This window comes from Actinoplanes sp. NPDC051346, assembly GCF_040682215.1.
In the GTDB taxonomy this organism is placed as follows: Bacteria; Actinomycetota; Actinomycetes; order Mycobacteriales; family Micromonosporaceae; genus Actinoplanes.
The window spans coordinates 70,228-89,477 of the sequence record NZ_JBFBAJ010000019.1; the positions used below are offsets into that span (position 1 = coordinate 70,228).

At 69.7% G+C, this 19,250-nt stretch carries 19 protein-coding genes; 11 read left to right on the forward strand and 8 right to left on the reverse strand.

Annotated elements, in window-relative coordinates; genetic code table 11:
- Positions 1-57 precede the first annotated feature (57 nt).
- The 4 genes from AB0M36_RS33675 (at position 58) to AB0M36_RS33690 (ending at position 3,455) form a co-directional block, all read left to right on the forward strand.
- A complete protein-coding gene (locus AB0M36_RS33675) occupies positions 58-378 on the forward strand; it encodes a hypothetical protein (protein ID WP_364166123.1) in 321 nt (106 codons plus the stop codon).
- A gap of 78 nt (positions 379-456) precedes the next feature.
- Positions 457-1,341, forward strand: coding sequence for a hypothetical protein (locus tag AB0M36_RS33680; protein ID WP_364166125.1), 885 nt, complete (start codon positions 457-459; stop codon positions 1,339-1,341).
- A gap of 5 nt (positions 1,342-1,346) precedes the next feature.
- A complete protein-coding gene (locus AB0M36_RS33685; RefSeq protein ID WP_364166128.1) occupies positions 1,347-2,243 on the forward strand; it encodes a hypothetical protein in 897 nt (298 codons plus the stop codon).
- Between the two features lie 60 nt (positions 2,244-2,303).
- On the forward strand, positions 2,304-3,455 hold the full coding sequence (locus AB0M36_RS33690; RefSeq protein ID WP_364166131.1) for a Gfo/Idh/MocA family oxidoreductase: 1,152 nt from the start codon (positions 2,304-2,306) through the stop codon (positions 3,453-3,455).
- Positions 3,456-3,461: 6 nt separating this feature from the next.
- Here the strand turns inward: AB0M36_RS33690 and AB0M36_RS33695 are convergent, their stop codons facing one another.
- The 5 genes from AB0M36_RS33695 to AB0M36_RS33715 all read right to left on the reverse strand — a co-directional run bounded on the left by AB0M36_RS33695 (position 3,462) and on the right by AB0M36_RS33715 (position 7,854).
- Positions 3,462-4,922: a GGDEF domain-containing protein gene (locus tag AB0M36_RS33695; RefSeq protein ID WP_364166133.1), complete on the reverse strand. Its 1,461-nt coding sequence runs from the start codon at positions 4,920-4,922 to the stop codon at positions 3,462-3,464.
- 48 nt (positions 4,923-4,970) lie between these two features.
- Positions 4,971-5,606, reverse strand: a complete 636-nt coding sequence (locus tag AB0M36_RS33700) for an alpha/beta fold hydrolase (protein WP_364166136.1) — start codon at positions 5,604-5,606, stop codon at positions 4,971-4,973.
- Positions 5,607-5,660: 54 nt separating this feature from the next.
- Positions 5,661-6,785: a citrate synthase 2 gene (locus tag AB0M36_RS33705; RefSeq protein ID WP_364166139.1), complete on the reverse strand. Its 1,125-nt coding sequence runs from the start codon at positions 6,783-6,785 to the stop codon at positions 5,661-5,663.
- 140 nt (positions 6,786-6,925) lie between these two features.
- Positions 6,926-7,546 carry an L-threonylcarbamoyladenylate synthase gene (locus tag AB0M36_RS33710; RefSeq protein WP_364166142.1) on the reverse strand — a complete coding sequence of 207 codons (621 nt, stop codon included), beginning with the start codon at positions 7,544-7,546 and terminating at the stop codon, positions 6,926-6,928.
- Between the two features lie 65 nt (positions 7,547-7,611).
- Positions 7,612-7,854 carry a hypothetical protein gene (locus AB0M36_RS33715; protein WP_364166144.1) on the reverse strand — a complete coding sequence of 81 codons (243 nt, stop codon included), beginning with the start codon at positions 7,852-7,854 and terminating at the stop codon, positions 7,612-7,614.
- A 197-nt stretch (positions 7,855-8,051) separates the two neighbouring features.
- Between AB0M36_RS33715 and AB0M36_RS33720 the strand changes: the two genes are divergently transcribed.
- From AB0M36_RS33720 to AB0M36_RS33745, 6 genes are all read left to right on the forward strand, one after another.
- Positions 8,052-8,747, forward strand: coding sequence for a response regulator transcription factor (locus AB0M36_RS33720; RefSeq protein ID WP_364166147.1), 696 nt, complete (start codon positions 8,052-8,054; stop codon positions 8,745-8,747).
- Entirely contained in the window at positions 8,740-9,894 is a 1,155-nt protein-coding gene (locus tag AB0M36_RS33725; RefSeq protein ID WP_364166149.1) for a HAMP domain-containing sensor histidine kinase, read from the forward strand. The genes AB0M36_RS33720 and AB0M36_RS33725 overlap by 8 nt, the downstream gene beginning before the upstream one ends.
- A 78-nt stretch (positions 9,895-9,972) precedes the next feature.
- The gene (locus AB0M36_RS33730; protein WP_364166151.1) at positions 9,973-10,368 is read left to right on the forward strand and encodes a GntR family transcriptional regulator; all 396 of its coding nucleotides are present in this window, start codon (positions 9,973-9,975) and stop codon (positions 10,366-10,368) included.
- Positions 10,365-11,264, forward strand: a complete 900-nt coding sequence (locus AB0M36_RS33735) for an ABC transporter ATP-binding protein (protein ID WP_364166153.1) — start codon at positions 10,365-10,367, stop codon at positions 11,262-11,264. The genes AB0M36_RS33730 and AB0M36_RS33735 overlap by 4 nt, the downstream gene beginning before the upstream one ends.
- Entirely contained in the window at positions 11,261-12,238 is a 978-nt protein-coding gene (locus AB0M36_RS33740; RefSeq protein WP_364166155.1) for an ABC transporter permease subunit, read from the forward strand. Before AB0M36_RS33735 ends, AB0M36_RS33740 begins: the two co-directional genes overlap by 4 nt.
- A 297-nt stretch (positions 12,239-12,535) precedes the next feature.
- On the forward strand, positions 12,536-13,690 hold the full coding sequence (locus AB0M36_RS33745; protein WP_364166223.1) for a cytochrome P450: 1,155 nt from the start codon (positions 12,536-12,538) through the stop codon (positions 13,688-13,690).
- Positions 13,691-14,193: 503 nt separating this feature from the next.
- Here AB0M36_RS33745 and AB0M36_RS33750 read toward each other — a convergent pair.
- From AB0M36_RS33750 to AB0M36_RS33760, 3 genes are all read right to left on the reverse strand, one after another.
- Positions 14,194-14,847 carry an HAD family hydrolase gene (locus AB0M36_RS33750; protein ID WP_364166156.1) on the reverse strand — a complete coding sequence of 218 codons (654 nt, stop codon included), beginning with the start codon at positions 14,845-14,847 and terminating at the stop codon, positions 14,194-14,196.
- 1,157 nt (positions 14,848-16,004) lie between these two features.
- Positions 16,005-16,511, reverse strand: coding sequence for a peptide deformylase (gene def / locus AB0M36_RS33755; RefSeq protein WP_364166225.1), 507 nt, complete (start codon positions 16,509-16,511; stop codon positions 16,005-16,007).
- A 444-nt stretch (positions 16,512-16,955) separates the two neighbouring features.
- On the reverse strand, positions 16,956-18,068 hold the full coding sequence (locus tag AB0M36_RS33760; protein ID WP_364166158.1) for a M48 family metallopeptidase: 1,113 nt from the start codon (positions 18,066-18,068) through the stop codon (positions 16,956-16,958).
- A gap of 216 nt (positions 18,069-18,284) precedes the next feature.
- Here AB0M36_RS33760 and AB0M36_RS33765 point away from each other — a divergent pair, with 216 nt between their 5' ends.
- The gene (locus AB0M36_RS33765; protein ID WP_364166159.1) at positions 18,285-19,115 is read left to right on the forward strand and encodes a TIM barrel protein; all 831 of its coding nucleotides are present in this window, start codon (positions 18,285-18,287) and stop codon (positions 19,113-19,115) included.
- Positions 19,116-19,250 lie beyond the last annotated feature (135 nt).

Consider the following 19,250-nt stretch of genomic DNA (forward strand, 5'->3'; position numbering starts at 1 on the left):
CACGATCCGACCTCCGGCGGATGCGAAAGCACGACGTTCCTGGATAGGTTGTCCGGTATGGAGCTGAAGGGTGTGCTGCGGCTGTCGCTTGCCACCTCCCTCCTTTTCGCCCTGTTGGGTGGGGCGAGTGTCACCGCCACGGCGGCAGACCCCCTTGTCGTGCCCGCGCCGGCCACCATCGCCGCCCCCGCGTTCGTGACGGTCGACGAAGCCCCAGCGGTCGGCCCCGAGTCCTCAATCGTCACGGCATCCCCGGTCACCACCCCGCACCTGGCGGCCCCGCTGCCGACCGCCGACACGCCGGCGCCACCCCCTCGCCTGCACAGCCAGCTCAGCGGCGCGGCCGCCGGGCCCCGCGCACCTCCCGCCGCCGCCTGATCGACCGGCAGGCCCCGTCCGCGAAACGGATTCGGGGTTGATCGATTAGTGGCGTCACCGGTGGAAAAGGAATGGGACATGGACTTCGGGTTTGGGCTCCTCGACAGCACCAGCGGCCGGGCGGCGGTCATCTGGCTCGCGCTCATCGTGCTCGCGGCGGTCGCCCTGGGCGCGCTCGCTCTGCCCGCGGGCGTACGCCGCCCACGGCAGATCAGCGCCTGGTTGGCGGCCTCGGCGGCGCGGAAGCGCGCCGACCTGCAACGCCGGGCAGCGCAAGCCCAGGAGACCATCCGGTACGCCGAGGAGGTCACCGTGGCAGCGCGGGGATCCGCCGCCACCGCCGAGCGCCACCGCGAACGGTGCCAGCGGGCGCAGGCCGAGGTGGAACGCGCATGGCAGACGTGGCAGGACGCGGACGCACGGCTCGAGCGGGCCCGCCGGGCCGCGGCGTACGCGACCCCGGAGACCACCCCGCCGGCCGACGAGGCCACCGAGCGGGCCCAGGCCCTGCGCCGGGCCGCGCAGGCCGCCTACCGCCGGGGCGACCTGTCCGACACCCAGCTCCTGGACGCGTTGACCCACCGCAACGGCTGGAACCCCGCGCTGCACCCGATCGAGCAGGAGCTCGCCCTGGCCCGCGCCGCGGTGAGTCATCGCTTCGCCGCGTACCAGGAAGCCTTGAGCGCGGAGGAGGCCGCCTGGCAGGAGGCCGACGTGGCGACCGCCGCGGTTCGGACCCTGCGCCACGAGGTGATGGCCGCGCAGGCGCGCGCCGACGCGGCCTGGGAGGCGCTGCCGGAGCCGGCCCGTGCCATCCTGCGCCACCAGGCCGCGGCCGCTCCCACCGAGATCACCGACACGGTGGCGACGCAGGAGATTCGGTCGAACCGCAACGGGCGGCGGGAGCTGCCGTCCTGGGCGCAACCGACCGCGGGGCGCGCCCAGATCGCCGGGGTTCGCTGACGAGCATGCGGATCGCCCTGGTCACCTCACACCGCTTCCCGGAGCCGCACTGGCGGGACGCCGACACTCCGTTGGTGGCGCGGGAGCTGCGCGCACGCGGAGCGACCCCCGAGGTCGTGACCTGGGACGGCGGCGAGCGGGTCGAGTGGGCCGGCTACGACGCCGTGGTGCTGCAATCGCCGTGGAGCATGTGGACGCGGCTGCCCGCGTTCGACGAGTGGCTCTGGGACCGCGAGCTCGACGGCACCCGGCTGCTCAACCCGCTCGACGCGATCGCCCTCGGCGCGAACAAGCGGTATCTGACGCGGCTCGGCGCGACGGGGGTGCCGATCGTCCCGTCGACCCTGCTCGAAGAGCCCGACCCGGCCGCCCTGCGCGCCGTCTTCGCCTCGGCGGACGCCTCCCGACCCACCGTCGTCGCCAAGCCCGTCGCCGCCGGCGGCACCCTGGGCGCGCGGGAATTCACGATGGAGGAGCTGTCCGCTCTGGTCGCGTACCTGAGGGAATTGGGTCCGGCGATCGTGCAGCCGTACGTGACGGCGATCGACGCACACCGGGAACTCGGCGTCGTCACGATCGACGGCACCCTCTCGCACGCCGTGACCAAGGCGGCGATCCTGCGGCCCGGCGACGCGGCGCGCGCGTTCCACCCCGACCCGCGGCCGTACCCGGCATTCACCGCCCAGCAGGAGCGCGTCATCCGGCACGCCTACGCGGAGCTGCGCAAGCTGCTGGTGAATGAGCCGCTGTCGGTGCGCCTCGACTTCATCATCGACCCGGCCACCCCGTCCGGCCTGCTGCTCCTCGAGGCCGAGCTGGTCGCCCCGGTGAAGTTCCTTCCGTTGTTCCCCGAGCAGTGCGCGAACTACGCCGAGGCGATCCTGGCCCGCGCGCGGCTGTGAGGCCTTTTTGAGGGATCGGCGACCTTGGCCGCCCGTCCCCCGCGCTCATACGCTCCGCCCATGAGGAAAACGCTGGGCGTCGCCGTCGCCGGATTCGGCTGGATGGGGCGCGTCCACGCCCAGTCGTACCTTCGGGTATTGCATCACTTCCCCGATCTTTCGGTACGCCCGGAGCTCGTGGCCGTCGCGGACGAGGTCCCGGGCCGGGCCGAGGAGGCCGCCGAACGGTACGGCTTCGCGACCGTGGCCAAGGACTGGCGAGACCTGCTCGGCGACCCGACGGTGCAGGCGGTCAGCATCGGGGCGCCGAATTTTCTGCACCGCGAGATGGGTGTCGAGCTGGCGCGGGCCGGCAAGCACATCTGGATCGAGAAGCCCGTCGGCCTCACCGCCACAGACGCCCGGGCGGTCGCCGCCGCGGTCCGGGAATCCGGGGTCCAGGGCACCGTCGGATTCAACTACCGCAACGCCCCCGCCGTGGCCGCCGCCCGGGAGCTCATCGCCGCCGGCGAGATCGGCACGGTCACCCACGCCCGGTTCCGTCTCTTCAGCGATTACGCGGCCCACCCCGAAGGAGCGCTGAGCTGGCGCTTCGAACGGTCCCGCGGCGGAAGCGGGGTCCTCGGCGATCTCGCCTCGCACGGCGTCGACCTGCTCCGGCACCTGCTCGGCGAGATCGAGTCACTGGTCGCCGACACCGCCGTCTTCGTGCCGATGCGCGCGAGACCGACCGGCGCGACCGCCGGGCACACCCGGGCCTCCGGGGGCGAGCTGGGCACCGTCGAGAACGAGGACTACGTCGCGGCGAACCTGCGCCTGGCGTCCGGGGCGCGGGCGGTGCTGGAGGCGAGCCGGGTCGCGGTCGGCGAGCAAAACAGCTACGGCTTCGAGGTGCACGGGACCCGCGGCGCGGTGGCCTGGGACTTCCGGCGGATGGGCGAGCTCGCGCTCAGCGTCGGCGACGACTTCCAGGACCAGCCCACCCGCATCGTCCGGGTCGGCCCGGGGCACGGCGAGTACGCGGCATTCCAGCCGGGCAGCGGCAACGCCATGGGATACGACGATCTCAAGGTGATCGAGGCGTGGCACTTCCTGCGCTCGATCGCGGACGGACGCCCGTACGGTGCGACCCTCGATGACGCCGTCCGCAGCGCGGAGGCCCTCGACGCGATGGCGGTGTCCGCCGAGAGCCGCGCCTGGGTGACGATCTAGGCGGGCTCAGCTCAGCACGTAACGGCCACGTCCGAGCTGCTTGGCCTGGTACATCGCCGCGTCGGCGTCGCGCAGCAGGGCCTCCTGGCCGACCTCGTTGCGGGCCGCGATGCCGATGCTGGCGCCGACGACCAGTTGTTGTCCCTCGAAGGCCACCGGCCAGGCGACATCCTTCAGCAGCCGCTCCGCCAGCCGCGCCGCCTCGTCGCCGGAGACACCCGGCAGCAGCAGGACGAACTCGTCCCCGCCGAGGCGGGCCACCAGGTCCTGCTCGCGGACCGCCGCGGAGAGCCGGTCCGCGATCGCGCGGAGAACCGAGTCGCCGGCCTCATGGCCGTGCTGGTCGTTGATCTCCTTGAAGCCGTCGAGGTCGAGGTAGAGGACCGCGACCGGATCGTCCGGCGCCGGCACCGCCCGGGCCAGCCGGTCCCGCAGGACGGAGCGGTTGGCCAGGCCCGTGAGCGGGTCGCGGCGCGCCTGCTGCGCCAGCAGCGCCTGAGCGCGCTCCTGCTCGCGTACGGCGGCGGTGAACCGGGTGATGACCAGCAGCGCGCAGGCGGCCGAGGCCACCACAGCGGTGATCTTGTCATCTGCGACGAGAGTGAGCAGCGGAGCCGTCATCAGCGCGATGGCCAGGAAGAAGATCCGAGCCGGATGCAGGACGGCCATCTCGGCGCCCGGACGGGTGAGCTCGACCCGGGCGGGATGCAGCCCGGCCCCGACGACCAGAGCGTTGCCGAAGATCATCGCCGCGCCGAGGCGGCCGTAGACGTCCTCGGAGAGGAAGTAGGGCAGGACGTTCCAGCCGAGATCCATGCTCAGAAACCACACCGCCCCCGCCAGGACCAGGCGGGTCGGCGCGGTCCGCCGGCCCGGGGACATGGCCACCACGAGCGCACCGCTGAGCAAGACGACATCGGCGAAGGGGTAGAGCAGCGGCACCGCGGACTCGGCCAGCGTGAAACCCTCCGCGATCGGCTTCATGATGAACTGCCAGCTGACCGCGCCCGCGGCGACGGTCAGCGTGAGCGCGTCCACGGCCGCGCCCCGCAGCCGGCCCGGCGCCCGGCGCCGCGCCATCAGCGCCAGAGCCACCGCCAGCAGCGGATATCCGCCCAGCCAGAACGCGTCGGCGAGCCCCACAGCCGGGGCGCCACCAAGGAAATGCGCCGCCACCAGCTCGTAAGCGTCTCCGGCGAACCACACGGTCACCCCGGAAGCGACAAGCACCCAGGGCAGCCGCTCCCGCGCTACCAACTCCGTGGCGACCGGAGGGCGATGCCGAGGTCTCGGCCGGCGATGCGGCCGCGGCCTCATCCGCAGGACGGACCACCAGGCCATGAAGCACAGCGTCGCGTACGAAACGACATGCATAATTTCGCCGACGGGCGAGTAAAAGACGGCCGCCTCCACGACGGTGACGACGAACATCACCATCAGGAAGAGTCGAACGCCGGTCCTGGCCACGCCGGACCATCGGAGGCTGCGGACGGCACATAAGCGGTTGTGCGCTCCCTAACGGGTGCGGCGAGGTTCCAAATACCGGTCGAACCACGCGCCGGCCTCCGCGGCCACCTGCTCCAGGGCGCCCGGCTCCGCGAACAGCTGCGTGGCACCCGGCACGACGCGCAGTTCCGCCGTGACCGTCATCGTGGCCCGGGCCTGCTGGTTGAGCGCCATGACCCGCTCGTCGCGCTCGCCGACGAGCAGCAGCGTCGGCGCGCTCACCTCGATCAGAGCCGGCCCGGCAAGGTCGGGGCGGCCGCCGCGGCAGACTACGGCGCGCACCGGATCGGGACGGGCCGCGGCCGCGATCAGGGCCGCGGCCGCTCCCCTGCTGGCGCCGAAGAGGCCGATCTCCAGGTCGGCGGTCGGACCGTGCTCGGTCAGCCAGTCGACGACGCCAATGAGCCGGTCAGCGCTGAGGGCGAGCTGTTCCTCGGCTTCCTCGGCGGTGGATTCTTCCTCGGGGGTGTGCAGGTCTACCAGGACCGTGCCGAGGCCTCGGCGGTTCAGCTCGGCCGCGACCATGCGGTTGCGCGGACTGTGCCGGGAACTGCCGGTGCCGTGGGCGAAGACGACGACGCCGGACGCGCGTTCGGGAAGCACCACGTCGGCCGGCGGACGGAGATTCGCGGCATCTGCGCGCACACCACTCACCCTGGTTCGCCTACCCGCCGCCGCGGTGGCCAAACGCTCACCCCGTCAGAGGTAGGTGCGTCCCGCGTTGCGCTTGAGCGCGTCCTCCCACCCCGCGATGTCCGACGGGCTCCGGTCGGTCACCCCCACGTAGTCGGCGGACGGGCGGATGATCTTCCCGAGACGCTTCTGCTCGAGGATGTGGCTAGCCCATCCCGCCGTCCGGGCACAGGTGAACATCGAGGTGAACATCGGCGCGGGCACCTCGGCGAAGTCCAGAATGATCGCCGCCCAGAACTCGACGTTCGTCTCCAGCACCCGGTCCGGCTTCCGCTCACGCAGTTCGCTCAGGGCCGCGTCCTCCAACGCCTTCGCCACCTCGTAGCGCGGAGCGCCCAACTCCTTGGCGGTCGCCCGCAGCAGCCGGGCACGCGGATCCTCGGCACGGTAGATGGCGTGCCCGAAGCCCATGAGCCGCTGACCGCTGTCGAGCACCTGCTTCACGTACCCACGGGCGTCGCCAGACCTCTCGACCGCCTCGACCATGTGCAACGCCCGCGACGGCGCACCACCGTGCAGCGGACCGGACATCGCCGCGACCGCCGCCGACATCGCGGCCGGCACATCCGCACCGGTACTGGCAACGACGCGAGCGGTGAAGGTCGAGGCGTTCATGCCATGCTCAGCGGCCGAAATCCAATAGCGGTCGATCGCGCTGACATGCCGGGGGTCCGGCTCACCCCGCCACCGGATCATGAACCGCTCGACGATGCTGGACGCCTCGTTGACGCGCTGCTCGGGCACGGCCGGAAGCTCCCCGCCGCGAGCGCCCTGCGCCACGAGGGAAAGCAGGGTGGCGGACGAACGGGCCAGATCGGCACGAGCCCGAACATCGTCGATGTCGATCACCGGCCGAGCCCCCCAGGCCGGCGCCGCCGTCGCGATAGCCGCCTGCGCGTCGGCGCGGACGTCACCGGACCGCACGGTCAGCGGATACGGCTCCTCGGGCTGTAGCGGGGACCCGAAGTCCCCGTCCACAAGCAGGCCCCACACGTCGGCGAAGGAAACTTTGCCGACAAGTTTCTCAATGTCGATACCGCGGTAGCGCAGGGATCCGCCGTCGCGGTCGGGTTCCGCGATCTCGGTGTCGAAGGCGACAACTCCGGCGAGGCCAGGGGGAACGGTCAGCATGGTGACTCCCGGTGAACGCATCGGTGGATCTCGAATCCTACGGCTGGCCAGGCCGTCCGAGCATGGGGAAAATGTCACACCGCGTGAGGCTGCCGGATCCGGCACCGACCGTTCACCATGCGCTTACGCCCGCGATGCGGTCACGCAAAGCGCGTTGGATCCCCGGCGCCCACCCGCAGCACCTCCGGAGTTCCTTCAGAAAGGTCGACGACTGTGGTCGGCACAGTGCCGCACTCACCCGAATCGATCACCGCGTCGACCGCGTGGTCCAGCCGCTCCTTGATCTCCCAGCCCTGCGTGAGCGGCTCCTCCTCATCGGGCAGCAGCAAGGTGCTCGACAGCAGCGGCTCCCCCAACTCGGCGAGGATTGCCTGCGTCACGGTGTTCTCGGGGATGCGCACCCCCACGGTCTTCTTCTTGGGATGCAGCAGCCGGCGCGGCACCTCCCGGGTAGCGGGCAGGATGAAGGTGTAGCTGCCCGGCGTCGCCGCCTTGACCGCCCGGAATACGGCGTTGTTGATCTGCACGAGTTGGCCGAGCTGCGCGAAGTCCCGGCACACCAGAGTGAAATGGTGACCATCGCCAAGATTCCGAATCTCCCGGATCCGGTCGATCCCCGAGGCGTTGCCGACCCGACAACCCAGCGCGTAACAGGAATCCGTCGGGTAGGCGATCAGCCCGTCGTCGCGCAAAACGCCGACGACCTGGGCGATGGCCCGGGGCTGGGGATTGTCCGGATGCACGTCGAAATACTTGGCCACCCGCAAAGCCTAGATCGCCGACGGCCGCCGCACCCCATCGGCGCGAAAGCGTTCCCCCTGCCACTCTAGATATTTGCCGTCTTCCACCCGGCATACGCGTTCCCGACCGGAACAATGGCGCCCGCCCGGGCATGAGACAGCAACGCGACTCCCAGCCCCGCGGCGAGCGCACTCAGCCCGGCCATCGCGATCCCCACTGTGCCGCCGGCGATCTGCTCACCAAGCCCGGCAAGTCGCTCCTGCATGACCGCAGCCGCCGCATAGGCCAGGGCGGAGGCAAGACAGAGCGCGACCGCGATCAGTGGCATTGCGCGTCGTCCGCGAGCAGAAGTTTCGGGAGTCCACGTACGACTTCCGCAGTACCTCGGGCCCGGGCTGCACGCACGGCTTCGAGCACCACGAACACACTCGTCGCCTCGATCTGGGCGTGGGCTGGCCATTCGTCAGAAGACCGTAAGGAGTCAGACCATCCCGCCGAGCCCGTCCGGTGGGTAGCGTCGCAGGCGTGACCCACCACGTACTCGTCGTCGACGACGATCCGACCGTCAGCGATGTTGTGCGGCGATACCTGGAGCAGGACGGCTGCCGGGTCCGGCTGGCGGAGAACGGGGAGGCGGCTCTCGCCGCCGCGGCGGCCGAGATGCCCGACATCGTCGTCCTTGACCTGATGATGCCCGGCATCGACGGCATCGAGGTATGCCGCCGACTGCGCCGGGATGCGCCAGATTTGCCGGTGGTGATGCTGACGGCGCTGGGCGAGGAGCCCGATCGCGTGCTCGGCCTCGAGGCCGGCGCCGACGACTACGTCACCAAGCCCTTCTCGCCTCGGGAACTGACCCTCCGGATCCGGTCGATCCTGCGGCGCACCGGCCAGGCGGACAAGGCTCAGGCCAGGCTGGTCGATGGCGACCTGGTCGCCGACACCTCGCGGCGGGTCGTGACGATCGGCGGCGCGCCCGTGAAGCTGACGAAAGGTGAATTCGACCTCCTGGTCTTTCTCATGAGCAACGCCGGCCGGACGTGGACCCACCAGCAACTGCTCGAGAAGGTCTGGGGTTGGTCGGTGGGCGAGACCGGCACCGTCACCACCGCGATGGCCCGGCTGCGTTCCAAGATTCAGCCCGCCGCCGACTCACCCAAGCGCATCATCACCTCGTACGGCGCCGGATACCGATTCGAACGGGTGGGTGACCATGCGTGACTTGATCCTCATCGCGCTGTACGCACTCGCGGCGGGCACCCTGGTCGGAGTCATCGGAGAGCTGTCGTTACGACTGCTGCGCCGTCGCTCGATCATCATGCACATCTGCGTCATGCTCACCATCACCGTGGCATCGGTCGTCGCGGGGATCGCCGCTGTCGCGCAGGCCATGTTCCTGTCGGCACACGACCTTCAGGTTGTCCTGATCACCGTCCTCGCATCCGCCGCGGTCAGTCTCGCGGTCGGCACCACCTTCGGACGCAGGCTCGCCGCCGCCTCGGTCTGGTCGGTCCAGGCCCGTGAGCGGGAGCGACAGATGGAGGCGAGCCGTCGGGAGTTGGTCGCCTGGGTCTCACACGACCTCCGAACGCCGCTTGCCGGCTTGCGTGCGATGGCGGAGGCCCTCGAGGACAAGGTCGTCGACGATCAAGAAACCGTCTCCGAATACCACCACCGCATCCGCGTGGAGACCGACCGCATGAGTCAGCTCGTCGACGACCTCTTCGAGCTGTCCCGGATCAACGCCGGGGCCCTGCAACTGACCCTGTCGAGCGTCTCCCTCGCCGACGTGGTTTCGGACGCCATCGCGACGACGGCACCCCTCGCAGCACGCCGCGGCGTCAAAGTTGTCGCTCACGGTGGCGACTGGCCGACAATTACGGCCGGCGAGAAAGAGCTCGCCCGGGTGGTGACGAACCTCCTGGTCAACAGCGTGCGATACACGCCGCCACACGGCACCGTTGAAATCAACGCGGGCGTTCAGGCCGATCAGGCCTGGCTCACAGTTTCCGACACCTGCGGCGGCATACCGCAGACGGACCTGGGCCGGGTCTTCGACGTGGCGTTCCGCGGGGAACGCGCGCGAACGCCGAAGCCTCAGGAGGACACCTTTGGCGGTGGGCTCGGCCTAGCGATTGTCCGCGGCCTGGTGGAAGCCCACGGCGGAAAGGTGAAGGTCGACAACACCTCCGTGGGATGCCAATTCGAGGTGCGGATGCCGGTAGCGCCCACCCCGGGAAGACACGGCACCCGGCGGTCGCCGTCCATCGGCCCTAGCGAGCCGACACCACCAACAACCTCCAGCAGTCCGGCGATGAGCTACCCGGGAGGTGGCCAACCCGCACGACCTCGACCCCTTCGGCCTTGAAGATGCGGACCGGCCCGTCATACTTGACCGCCATCTTGCTGCTTTACTATGGTACTAGTAAAGCAGCAGGGGGCTACCGTGTTCGTCTTCCGGCTCGACACCCACTCCGGCGTGCCGCCGTACCTGCAACTCGTCCAGCAGGTTCGCCAGGCGGTGCTGCTGGGCTTTCTCCAACCCGGTGACCGCCTCCCGCTCATCCGCGAGGTGGTCGAGGACCTGGCGATCAATCCGAACACCGTCGCCAAGGCGTACCGGCAGATGGAGCACGAGAACCTGGTCACCGGCCGGCCCGGCCAGGGCACGTTCGTCAATGAACAGCAGTCGGCCGCGATGTCGGCATCGACGTACACGTCGCTGCGCCGCGGCCTGGCGACCTGGTTGCGCCGCGCCTACGCGGCCGGCCTCGACGAGCAAGCGGTCAACGCGCTGTTCACTTCCGTCCACCAGCAGACGAGGAATGAGGACGTGGCGTGACAGCGACCGAGTTCGCGCTACGCACCGACGGTGTGGGCAAGCGGTACAGGAAGGGCTGGGCGCTGCGCGACTGCACCCTGGCCCTGCCGGCGGGCGGCGTGATCGCCCTGGTCGGGCCGAACGGCGCGGGCAAGACCACGCTGCTGCGCCTGGTCGTCGGATTGCTGGCACCGAGCACCGGCACGGTGGAGGTCCTCGGCCACGACGTCACCGCCAGCACCCCGCAAACCCTGTCCCGGGTCGGGTTCCTGGCCCAGGACCACCCGCTGTACAAGCGCTTCACCGTCGCCGAGATGCTCCGCTTCGGCCGGGCCTGCAACCTGCGGTTCGACCAGGGGCTGGCCGAGCGCCGGCTGGCGAAGCTGGGCATCCCGCTCGACCGCAGGGCCGGTACGCTCTCCGGCGGGCAGCAGGCCCAGGTCGCGTTGGCTCTGGCCCTGGCGAAGCGGCCGGACCTGCTCGTCCTCGACGAGCCGGTGGCCAGCCTCGACCCGCTGGCCCGGCACGAGTTCCTGCAGGTCCTCATGGGCGCGGTGGCCGAATGCGGAGTGACCGTCCTGTTCTCCTCCCACGTCGTGCACGAGCTGGAGCGCGTCTGCGACCACCTGGTCGTGCTCAACCAAGGCCGGGTCACGCTCACCGGTGACATCGACACCCTCCTCGCCGAGCACCGGCTGCTCGTCGGCCCACGCACGGCCACCGACCTCGACCGGGCCGGCACCGTCGTGGAGGCCGTCCACAGCGACCGGCACACGACCCTGTTGGTACGCGACGGTGCGATCCCGGCCGCGCCTGGGTGGCAGGCCCAGCCGGTCGCGCTGGAGGACCTGGTGCTGGCGTACCTGCGCCGGCCGTCCGAGCCGAGCGCCGCGGTCGCGTCGGAGGCGGCGGCATGACGTGGTTGATCTGGCGCCAGCACCGGACCGAGGTCTGCGTCCTGGGTCTGCTTGTCGGCATGTTCGGCATTGCCCTGCTCGTGCTGGGGACCCAGGCCCACGACCTGTTCCCCGGCGGTCCCGCCCGGTGCGCGGGAGAGGCCGGTATCAGCGAGGCCTGCGCGGCCTCCTTCCGCCGGCTCGACGAGGAGTACGGGTACGTCGAGAACCTCCTGGCGGCCTTCTATCTGGTTCCCGTCGTCATCGGTGCGTTCCTCGGCGCGCCGCTGCTCGCGCGCGAACTGGAGGACGGCACCTGGCAGCTCGCCTGGACGCAGGCCGTGCCGCGGATGCGCTGGCTGGCGGCCAAGCTCGCGGCACTGGCCGGCGTCACCGTCACGCTCACCGGGATGTTCACCGCGGTGCTCACCTGGTTCCGTCAGCCATTCGACGCGTGGGAAGGCCGGTTCCAGTACGACGCCTTCGACCTGGAGGGACTTGTGCCAGTGGCGTACGCGCTGTTCGCGTTCGGCGTCGCCACCGTCGCCGGGGCGATCCTGCGGCGCAGCCTGCCCGCGTTCGGCGTCGCGTTCGGGGCGTTCCTCGCCGCCCGGATGCCGGTGGCGCTGTTGGCCCGTCCCGCGTACGCCACGCCGCTCACCACCATGGAGCCGGTCCCCGTCGGCGGCTCGAAGGACCAGGCGGGGCACCGGCCCGTGCTCAGCAACGCTTCCTGGATGATCGAACACGGCTACGCGGACGCCACCGGGCGCAGGCTGAGCTGGACCGAGTACTACGAGCTGGAGGGCGCCGCAAACCGGGCCGGCACCAACCTCAACCAGTTCCTGCACGCGCGGGGCATCCAACAGTTCGGGGTCTACCACCCGGCCGACCGGTTCTGGACGTTCCAGCTCATCGAGGCGGCCCTGTTCATCGCCGCCGCGGCGGTCCTGATCGGTGTGGTGGTGTGGCGGGTACGGCGCCGCATGATCTAGTGCCCTGACCACAACGTTCACGGTGTCGGTTGACACGCTGTTCGGCTTGCAGAAGGCCATCGTTGCGAACCACCCAGGCCAGCGAACCACCCAGACCAGCGAGCCGCTCAGGCCGGGAACGAGCACCTCCAGGGCCGAGCCCGCGCATCCCCAGATACGTACGCAAACTGAAATTTGCGGGGCTCGGAACCGGGCGCAAACCATGGACGACAGTCACTTACTCGCCGGTAGGCTCGGCCCATGACGGCCATCGTGGAGAGTGCTGAGGCATCGACCCTGCTCGACGAATTGACGCGGATGACCGGGCGGGACGACCCGTACCCCCGGTATCGCCGGCTCCGGGAGATTTCCCCGCTCATACGCGCCGACGACGGCGCGCTTGTGGTCACTCGGCACGCCGACTGCGTTGCCGTCACGCGCGATCCTCGGCTTGGGCATATGCCGCCGCACATGCTCGAGTTCGTCATGCCCAACTGGGAGAATCATCCTGCGCTGCGGCACTTGTTCACCAGCCTCTTGACGATCAACCCGCCGGATCACACGAGGCTGCGTCGGCTGGTCAGTTCGTCCTTCACCGCGCGACGCGTGCAGGCGCTGCAACCGCGGATCACCGAGATGGTGGACGACCTGCTCGACCAGATGGCCGGCGATGTCGACTTCGTCGAGGCATTCGCCTTTCCGCTACCGGTCAATGTCATCGGTGAGCTGCTGGGAATCCCCGAGCCGGATCGCGCCCAGTTCCAAGGCCTCGTCCGGGACTGGACACTGGTTCTCGAGACCATAACCTCCGACGTCCTCGAGACGGCCGATCCCGCCGCCGCCACCATCCGCGACTACCTGGCCGGGCTGACCGCCGAGCGACGCAGGAAGCCCGCCGACGACCTGATCAGCGCGCTTGTCGCGGCCGAGGCGGACGGCGAGAAGCTCACCGAGGACGAGCTCCTCACGATGGCGGCGCTGCTCTTCGCGGCAGGCTTCGAGACCACCACGAACCTGTTGGCCAACAGCGTCGTCGCGCTGCTGCGCAACCCCGATCAACTTGCCCTGTTGCGCGCCGACCCGGGCCTTGCGCCAGGTGCGGTCGAAGAACTTCTCCGGTACGACACACCGGTGCAGCTCCTGGGACGTGTCGCCTGGGACGACATCGAGCTGGCAGGTGTACCCGTGTCCGGCGGAGAACGGATCGTGGCCTACCTCGGCGCGGGCAATCGTGACCCGGAACGTTTCCCCGAACCGGACCGCCTCGACCTCACCCGCCCAGACAACGCACCGTTGTCGTTCGGAGGCGGCATCCACTATTGCCTAGGAGCGCCACTCGCACGCCTCGAGGCGCAGATCGCACTGCCTGTCCTGGTCAACCGCTTCCCGAAGCTCGACTTCGCGGGAGATCCGGGCCGCCGCGACAGCCTGGCGATCCGGGGCTACACGACGCTGCCGGTCAGTGTGAGTTGAGCTAGGACGCCGCCCGTGAGTGAGGACCCGCCCCAGGTGAGTCGAGCCAGGGCGCCGCCCGTGAGTGAGGACCCGCCCCAGGTGAGTCGAGCCAGGGCGCCGCCCGTGCGCCACACGGGAGTGAGGACCCGCCCCGGGCGCGCTCATGGAAGTTCGCATGCCCGGGGACCACGGCATGGCTCGCATGCTCGGGCGGCAAGCTGGCCGGCAGCACTCGGGACTATCAGCACACGGGCCAGGCGCACGCGAGACCCCGAGACAGGCCAGGCGCACGCGAGACCCCGAGACAGGCCAGGCGCACGCGAGACCCCGAGACAGGCCAGGCGCACGCGGGACCCCGAGACGGGCCATCAGCGCTCGGGCTACCGACGACCGGACGGACTTCCGGCCGGACATCGTGATCGATCCGGCGTCGTCGGTGCCGCCGCGTCGTGTGGGCTGAGCGGTCGACGACGATCCGTCGATCCGGCAGCTGCCGTGAGCATGGCCCGGCGAGGCTTCCGTCAAGATGACGCGGTTCCGCAGACTTTGTGTATAGCTGTGGCAACGTCGACGGCGACTTCGGTGGGTTGTAGGTCGTCTTGAGTCCAGGCCCGGTTGTTTGACACCCATACGGTCTGAAGACCAAGTGCTGCGGCCCCGGCGATGTCGGCTTGCGGTGAGTCGCCGATGACCCACGCCTCGTGGAGAGGAAGCCCTCCAAGGTCGGCGGCCGCGCGGAAGATCTCCGCCGCCGGCTTTTTGTGGCCGACGCGCTCCGAGACGACCCAGCCTTTTACAAGCCGATCCAAGCCGGCCCGATAGATCTTCGCTTCCTGCTGCGCCGTGCGGCCGTTCGTGACGATCACGCAGGTCCAACCACGTACGCGTGCCATGAGCAATGCATCTTTGCTCGAGCTATGCAGCACCACGCGGTCGGCGCCTCCGTTGTCGAGAAGGGCCTGGATGGCGGCTTCGGGTGTCGAGCGTCCATATCGGTCCGCCATAGCCGATGCGACGATGTCGCGAGGGGTGTAGCCGCTCCTGTCGAGCGCCATGATCCAAGAAAGATCGCTGCTCGGTAGACCGTACCGTTGCAGGAACGCATTGACGGCGGCGCGGAAGGCCGCATCGCGGTCGATCAGGGTGTTATCGAGATCCACCAGCATCAACGGCATGGGTGGTAGTAGATCAGATCATGGTGAGGCATCGGTTCAGTGACAAACCCAATCGCCAGCCGACGCCCCACTCCACTCAGCATGGCGAGACCAGTCAGCCTGCCGATCATTCGACAGGCTAGAACCACCGGAGTAATCGACCCGTGGGACGAGGTCGGCAGTGCTTAGCGCCGAGGTGGTGGGCGCTTCACGCCGAGGTGTGGTGGGCAGCTCAGCCCAGGTGCGGTGGGAGTTCATGTCAAAGGTGGGGGTGGGCAGCTAAGCCCAGGGATGGTGGGGGTTAGCGCCAAGGTGTGGTGGGCAGTTCGGCCGAGGTGGTGGCAGCTCAGCCAAGGTGGTGGCAGCTCAGCCAAGGTGGTGGCAGCTCAGCCAAGGTGGTGGCAGCTCAGCCAAGGTGGTGGCAGCTCAGCCGAGGTGTGGTGGGGAGTTCACGCCGCAGCGCCCCCGGCGGGGCGGGCACCAGCAAGCGGACACGGGCGGCGGACACGAAGATCCGTGACATGAGGCGATACCCAACATGCGTCGGCCGCTCGGCAATCGTGTCAATTATTGAGGAAATAAGAGCGCCGCTGCGAATTCCACGGGGGAAGAACTCGCAACGGCGTCCTTAGAAAGAGTATCGACCATCACGGTTGTTGTCCATCCATCCCGTCGATCACGAGTGACCGGCCGAAACGCCATCCGGTAGCGCCGGTTGGCATCGATGCATCGGCGAATTCGGGACCCGTGGGTAGCCGCTGCGATACCCCGAGCGAGCCGGAAGGTGGAGGACGAGGCGCCCGGGCGGACGATCCTGGATCTACATGAAGTACGGCAAACATGAACTCCTGGTATGTCGAGAACGCAGACGATCCGCCGGCCAGGCTCACCGTCGGCCGAGTGGCCGACCGAGGAGGAGCGGACAAAGCCGCGCGAACGGGAGACACGCGGTCGAGCCGCGTAAGCGGAACGCATGCCCGAGCACTGTGAACGGGAACGCGTGCCCGAGCCCGCGAGCGGAAACGCATGCTCGCGCGCCGTGAACGGGGACGCATGCACGCGCCCGGTGCACGGGAACGCATGCCCGAGCGCTGTGAACGGGAACGCGTGCTCGCGCCCGGTGCACGGGAACGCATGGTCGGACCGCGCGAGCGGGCGTTCGCGATGCTGGGAGGCGGCTATTCGGCGACGCCGACGCCGGGGGCCTCGGCGCTTCGGACGAGTAGTTTCTTGCGCTTCTTGGCGGGCAGCCGATCGACGTACAGCAGGCCGTTCAGGTGATCGGTCTCATGCTGCAGGCACCGCGCCAGCAGGCCGGTGCCGTCGATGCGGATCGGGTTGCCGTGCATGTCGACGCCGGTGACGGATGCGGTTGCTGGGCGGCCGACCTCTGCGCGGACTCCCGGAACTGACAGGCAGCCCTCGTCGTCGACCTGGAGGCCTCGGTCGTCGGGGAGGTGCAGGACGGGGTTGACCACGTGGGCTACGACGTGCGCGCCAGTCTCGTCGGGGCAGTCGACGACGAACACTCGGGCGTCAACGCCGATCTGGTTGGCAGCGAGCCCAACGCCCTCGGCGGCCGCCATGCTCGCGAACATGTCGGCGATCAACTGCTGGAGGTTGTCGTCGAACACGGTCACGTCGGCGCAGCGCCGGTGGAGCACCGGGTTGCCGTAGCGGGTGATCGGTCGTGGGGTTCCGGTACGGGTTGGCACGCCGTCAATAGTAGAGATCAGCCGCCGCTCGGTGCGAGGTACAGCAGGGCGTGCGGCCTCCCCCGAGAAACCGCGAGCACCGCATGAGGTGATCGCCGCTCGCCGCGTCGAACGGGGGTCGAAGCGACGAGCGGCGATCAAAGGGGCGAGACGGGAGCCCGAACGAGGGGGCAAGACGGGAGCCCGAACGAAGGGGCAAGACGGGAGCGCGATCGAAGAGGCGAGACCGGAGCGCGAACGGAGGGGCAAACGGGAGCGCAGCGGAGACGCGAGACGGGGAGCGCGATCGAAGGGGCGAGACCGGAGCGCGAACGGCAACGCGGCAAACGGGAAGGCACCCAAGCGGCAGACGCAAGCCGGCAGGCCGACGAACGCGAGTCGGCCCCACGGGAATCCGCCGAGACCGCTCGCCGCCTATGGCGTGGGCGTTGACTCGTCGGTGTCGTCCGGGCGGCTGGTGCGGCGTGCGGCCCGGCTGGCCGCGCCAGCTGCGGTGTTTGCCCAGTTTCGGGCCTTGCCGGCCTGGGTGCCCGCCCAGTCGCCCAGGTCGGTTGCCCCGCCGGTTACCCGGCGGGCCAGCGTCACGAGCGGGTCCTGGGAGCTCTGGAAGCTCTCGCGGTAGTGCGAGGCCGCCGCCTTGACGTCGGCGGTGACCGAGGCGTTGCCGTCGGAGTCGCGGCGGTCGTATTCGCCGGTGAGGATTCGGCCGTACTCGCCGGAGTCGGTCCATTTGCGTAGTTCGGCGGCGCGGGCGACCGGGACCGGGTGGCTGCTCCAGGCGGTCATGCCGATCTTGTGGATGCTGTCGCGCAGGTCGCCGCCGCCCTCGTATTCGGCTGCTTGTTCGAGGAACGCGGCCGTGTCGATCTGGGAGAGGTCGCCGCCGCCGGCGAGCTTCATCAGTAGGCGGGTCGAGGCGGCCGGGTCCTGGCCGGCGAGGAGGCCGGCGCGGTCTGCGGAGAGCTCGGCCTTGCGCCACCACTCGTACATGGCGGCGATGATGGCGCGGAGGGCGATGGCGCCGATCGGTATCCAGCTGATGTTCGTGGCCCAGCGGGTCAGGATCATCATGATCGTTTTGTAGACCGCGTGGCCGCTGCGGACGTGGCCGATCTCGTGGCCGAGCAGGGCGCGCAGCTCGTCGTCGTCGAGCTTCTCCACGGCCGCGGTCGTGATGACGATGAACGGCTTGTCCATGCCGATCGCCTCGCCGTGGATCATCGGCGACTGGGTGACGTACAGCTCCGGCAGCTCGGCGACGTCGAGCGTCGCCGCGGCCTCGGTGAACCGCTGGTGGACCCGCGGGTACTGGCGGTGGTCGACGCGGATGGCGCCGGCGAGGTAGGTCAGGCGGAAGCCGCGCTCGTTCCACATGCCGAAGAACGCCTTCACCACGTCGTCGAAGCCGCGCAGCTCGCGCAGAGCGGTGAGCGCGCCGCGGTCCGCGGGGTGTTCCCAGGCCCGGGAGCTGATGCCGGTCAGCGGGACCCGCCGCCGTGCGGGCCGGTGCTCGTCGTCGATCGTCATTGTGGTCCCTTCAGGCTGACAGCGTCTCGGGGCGTTCCGGTATAGAGCTTGGCCGTGGGAGCGGGCGGCGCGCATCGGCTCGCAGCCTGAACCGCGGCAGCCGCCCTCTGCCTTTCGGCTGATCCGGGCGGGTCGGGACAAAACCTCAGGCTGAGGTGTTTTTGATGTACGCGGAATCCTTGTCGTGAACGCGATACGGGCTCAGGCTCTTCAGGCATGAGGATTGCCGGAGCGCCCATTTCGTGGGGTGTCTGCGAGGTACCGGGATGGGGCCACCAGCTCAGCGCCGATCGGGTCCTGCGCGAGATGCGCGAGGTCGGTCTGACCGCGACGGAGTTCGGCCCCGATGGCTTCCTGCCGTCCGACGGGATGCTGCGCCAGCACGGGCTGGCCGCGGTGGGTGGGTTTGTGCCGGTCGTGCTGCACCGGGGTGAACCGACCGTCGACCTGGACCGGTTCGTCGCCGCGGGCGCGGACACGGTGGTGCTCGCTGCCGCGACCGGACAGGATGGGTACGACACCCGCCCCGAGCTTGACGACGCGAGCTGGAAGCAGCTTCTGTCCAATGCGGATCGGCTGGCCGCCGCGGCGCGCGAGCGGGGCCTGACGGCGGTGCTTCACCCGCACGTCGGCACGATGGTCGAGACGTACGCGGACGTCCAGCGCGTGCTGGACGGATCGGGCATCGCGTTGTGCCTGGACACCGGCCATCTCCTGATCGGCGGGACCGATCCCGTCGAGTTGGCGGAGCGGGCGGGCGACCGCGTCGCGCATGTGCATGCCAAGGATGTCGACGCCGGCATGGCGGCCGAGGTGCGGGCCGGCCGACGGATGTACACGGAAGCGGTCGCGGCCGGGATGTATCGGCCGATCGGGTCCGGCGACGTGGATTTTGTCCGGGTCGCGGCGGCCCTCCGGCGGCACGGGTACGACGGCTGGTGGGTCCTGGAGCAGGACACGATTCTGGCCCGCGAACCGGCGGACGAGGGCCCGGTCGCGGACGTCCGACGCAGCGCCCAACGCCTCCGCGACATCCTCTCCACCTGAGGCACACCGACCACGCGAAGCCGACGAAAAAACGAAGCCGCCCGAAACACGACGCCCACAGCGCAAAGCCGCCCGCAGCACAACGCCCACCACACGAAGCCGCCCGAAACACGACGCCCACAGCGCAACGCCACC

Bases quoted from the DNA above. Each gene is read 5' to 3' on its own strand.
- AB0M36_RS33740 (WP_364166155.1), top strand. From the start codon at position 11,261: ATGACGTGGTTGATCTGGCGCCAGCACCGGACCGAGGTCTGCGTCCTG.
- AB0M36_RS33715 (WP_364166144.1), bottom strand. From the start codon at position 7,854: ATGCCACTGATCGCGGTCGCGCTCTGTCTTGCCTCCGCCCTGGCCTAT.
- AB0M36_RS33690 (WP_364166131.1), top strand. From the start codon at position 2,304: ATGAGGAAAACGCTGGGCGTCGCCGTCGCCGGATTCGGCTGGATGGGG.
- AB0M36_RS33760 (WP_364166158.1), bottom strand. From the start codon at position 18,068: ATGACGATCGACGACGAGCACCGGCCCGCACGGCGGCGGGTCCCGCTG.
- AB0M36_RS33675 (WP_364166123.1), top strand. From the start codon at position 58: ATGGAGCTGAAGGGTGTGCTGCGGCTGTCGCTTGCCACCTCCCTCCTT.
- AB0M36_RS33725 (WP_364166149.1), top strand. From the start codon at position 8,740: ATGCGTGACTTGATCCTCATCGCGCTGTACGCACTCGCGGCGGGCACC.
- AB0M36_RS33705 (WP_364166139.1), bottom strand. From the start codon at position 6,785: ATGCTGACCGTTCCCCCTGGCCTCGCCGGAGTTGTCGCCTTCGACACC.
- AB0M36_RS33680 (WP_364166125.1), top strand. From the start codon at position 457: ATGGACTTCGGGTTTGGGCTCCTCGACAGCACCAGCGGCCGGGCGGCG.
- AB0M36_RS33765 (WP_364166159.1), top strand. From the start codon at position 18,285: ATGAGGATTGCCGGAGCGCCCATTTCGTGGGGTGTCTGCGAGGTACCG.
- AB0M36_RS33750 (WP_364166156.1), bottom strand. From the start codon at position 14,847: ATGCCGTTGATGCTGGTGGATCTCGATAACACCCTGATCGACCGCGAT.
- AB0M36_RS33745 (WP_364166223.1), top strand. From the start codon at position 12,536: ATGACCGGGCGGGACGACCCGTACCCCCGGTATCGCCGGCTCCGGGAG.
- AB0M36_RS33685 (WP_364166128.1), top strand. From the start codon at position 1,347: ATGCGGATCGCCCTGGTCACCTCACACCGCTTCCCGGAGCCGCACTGG.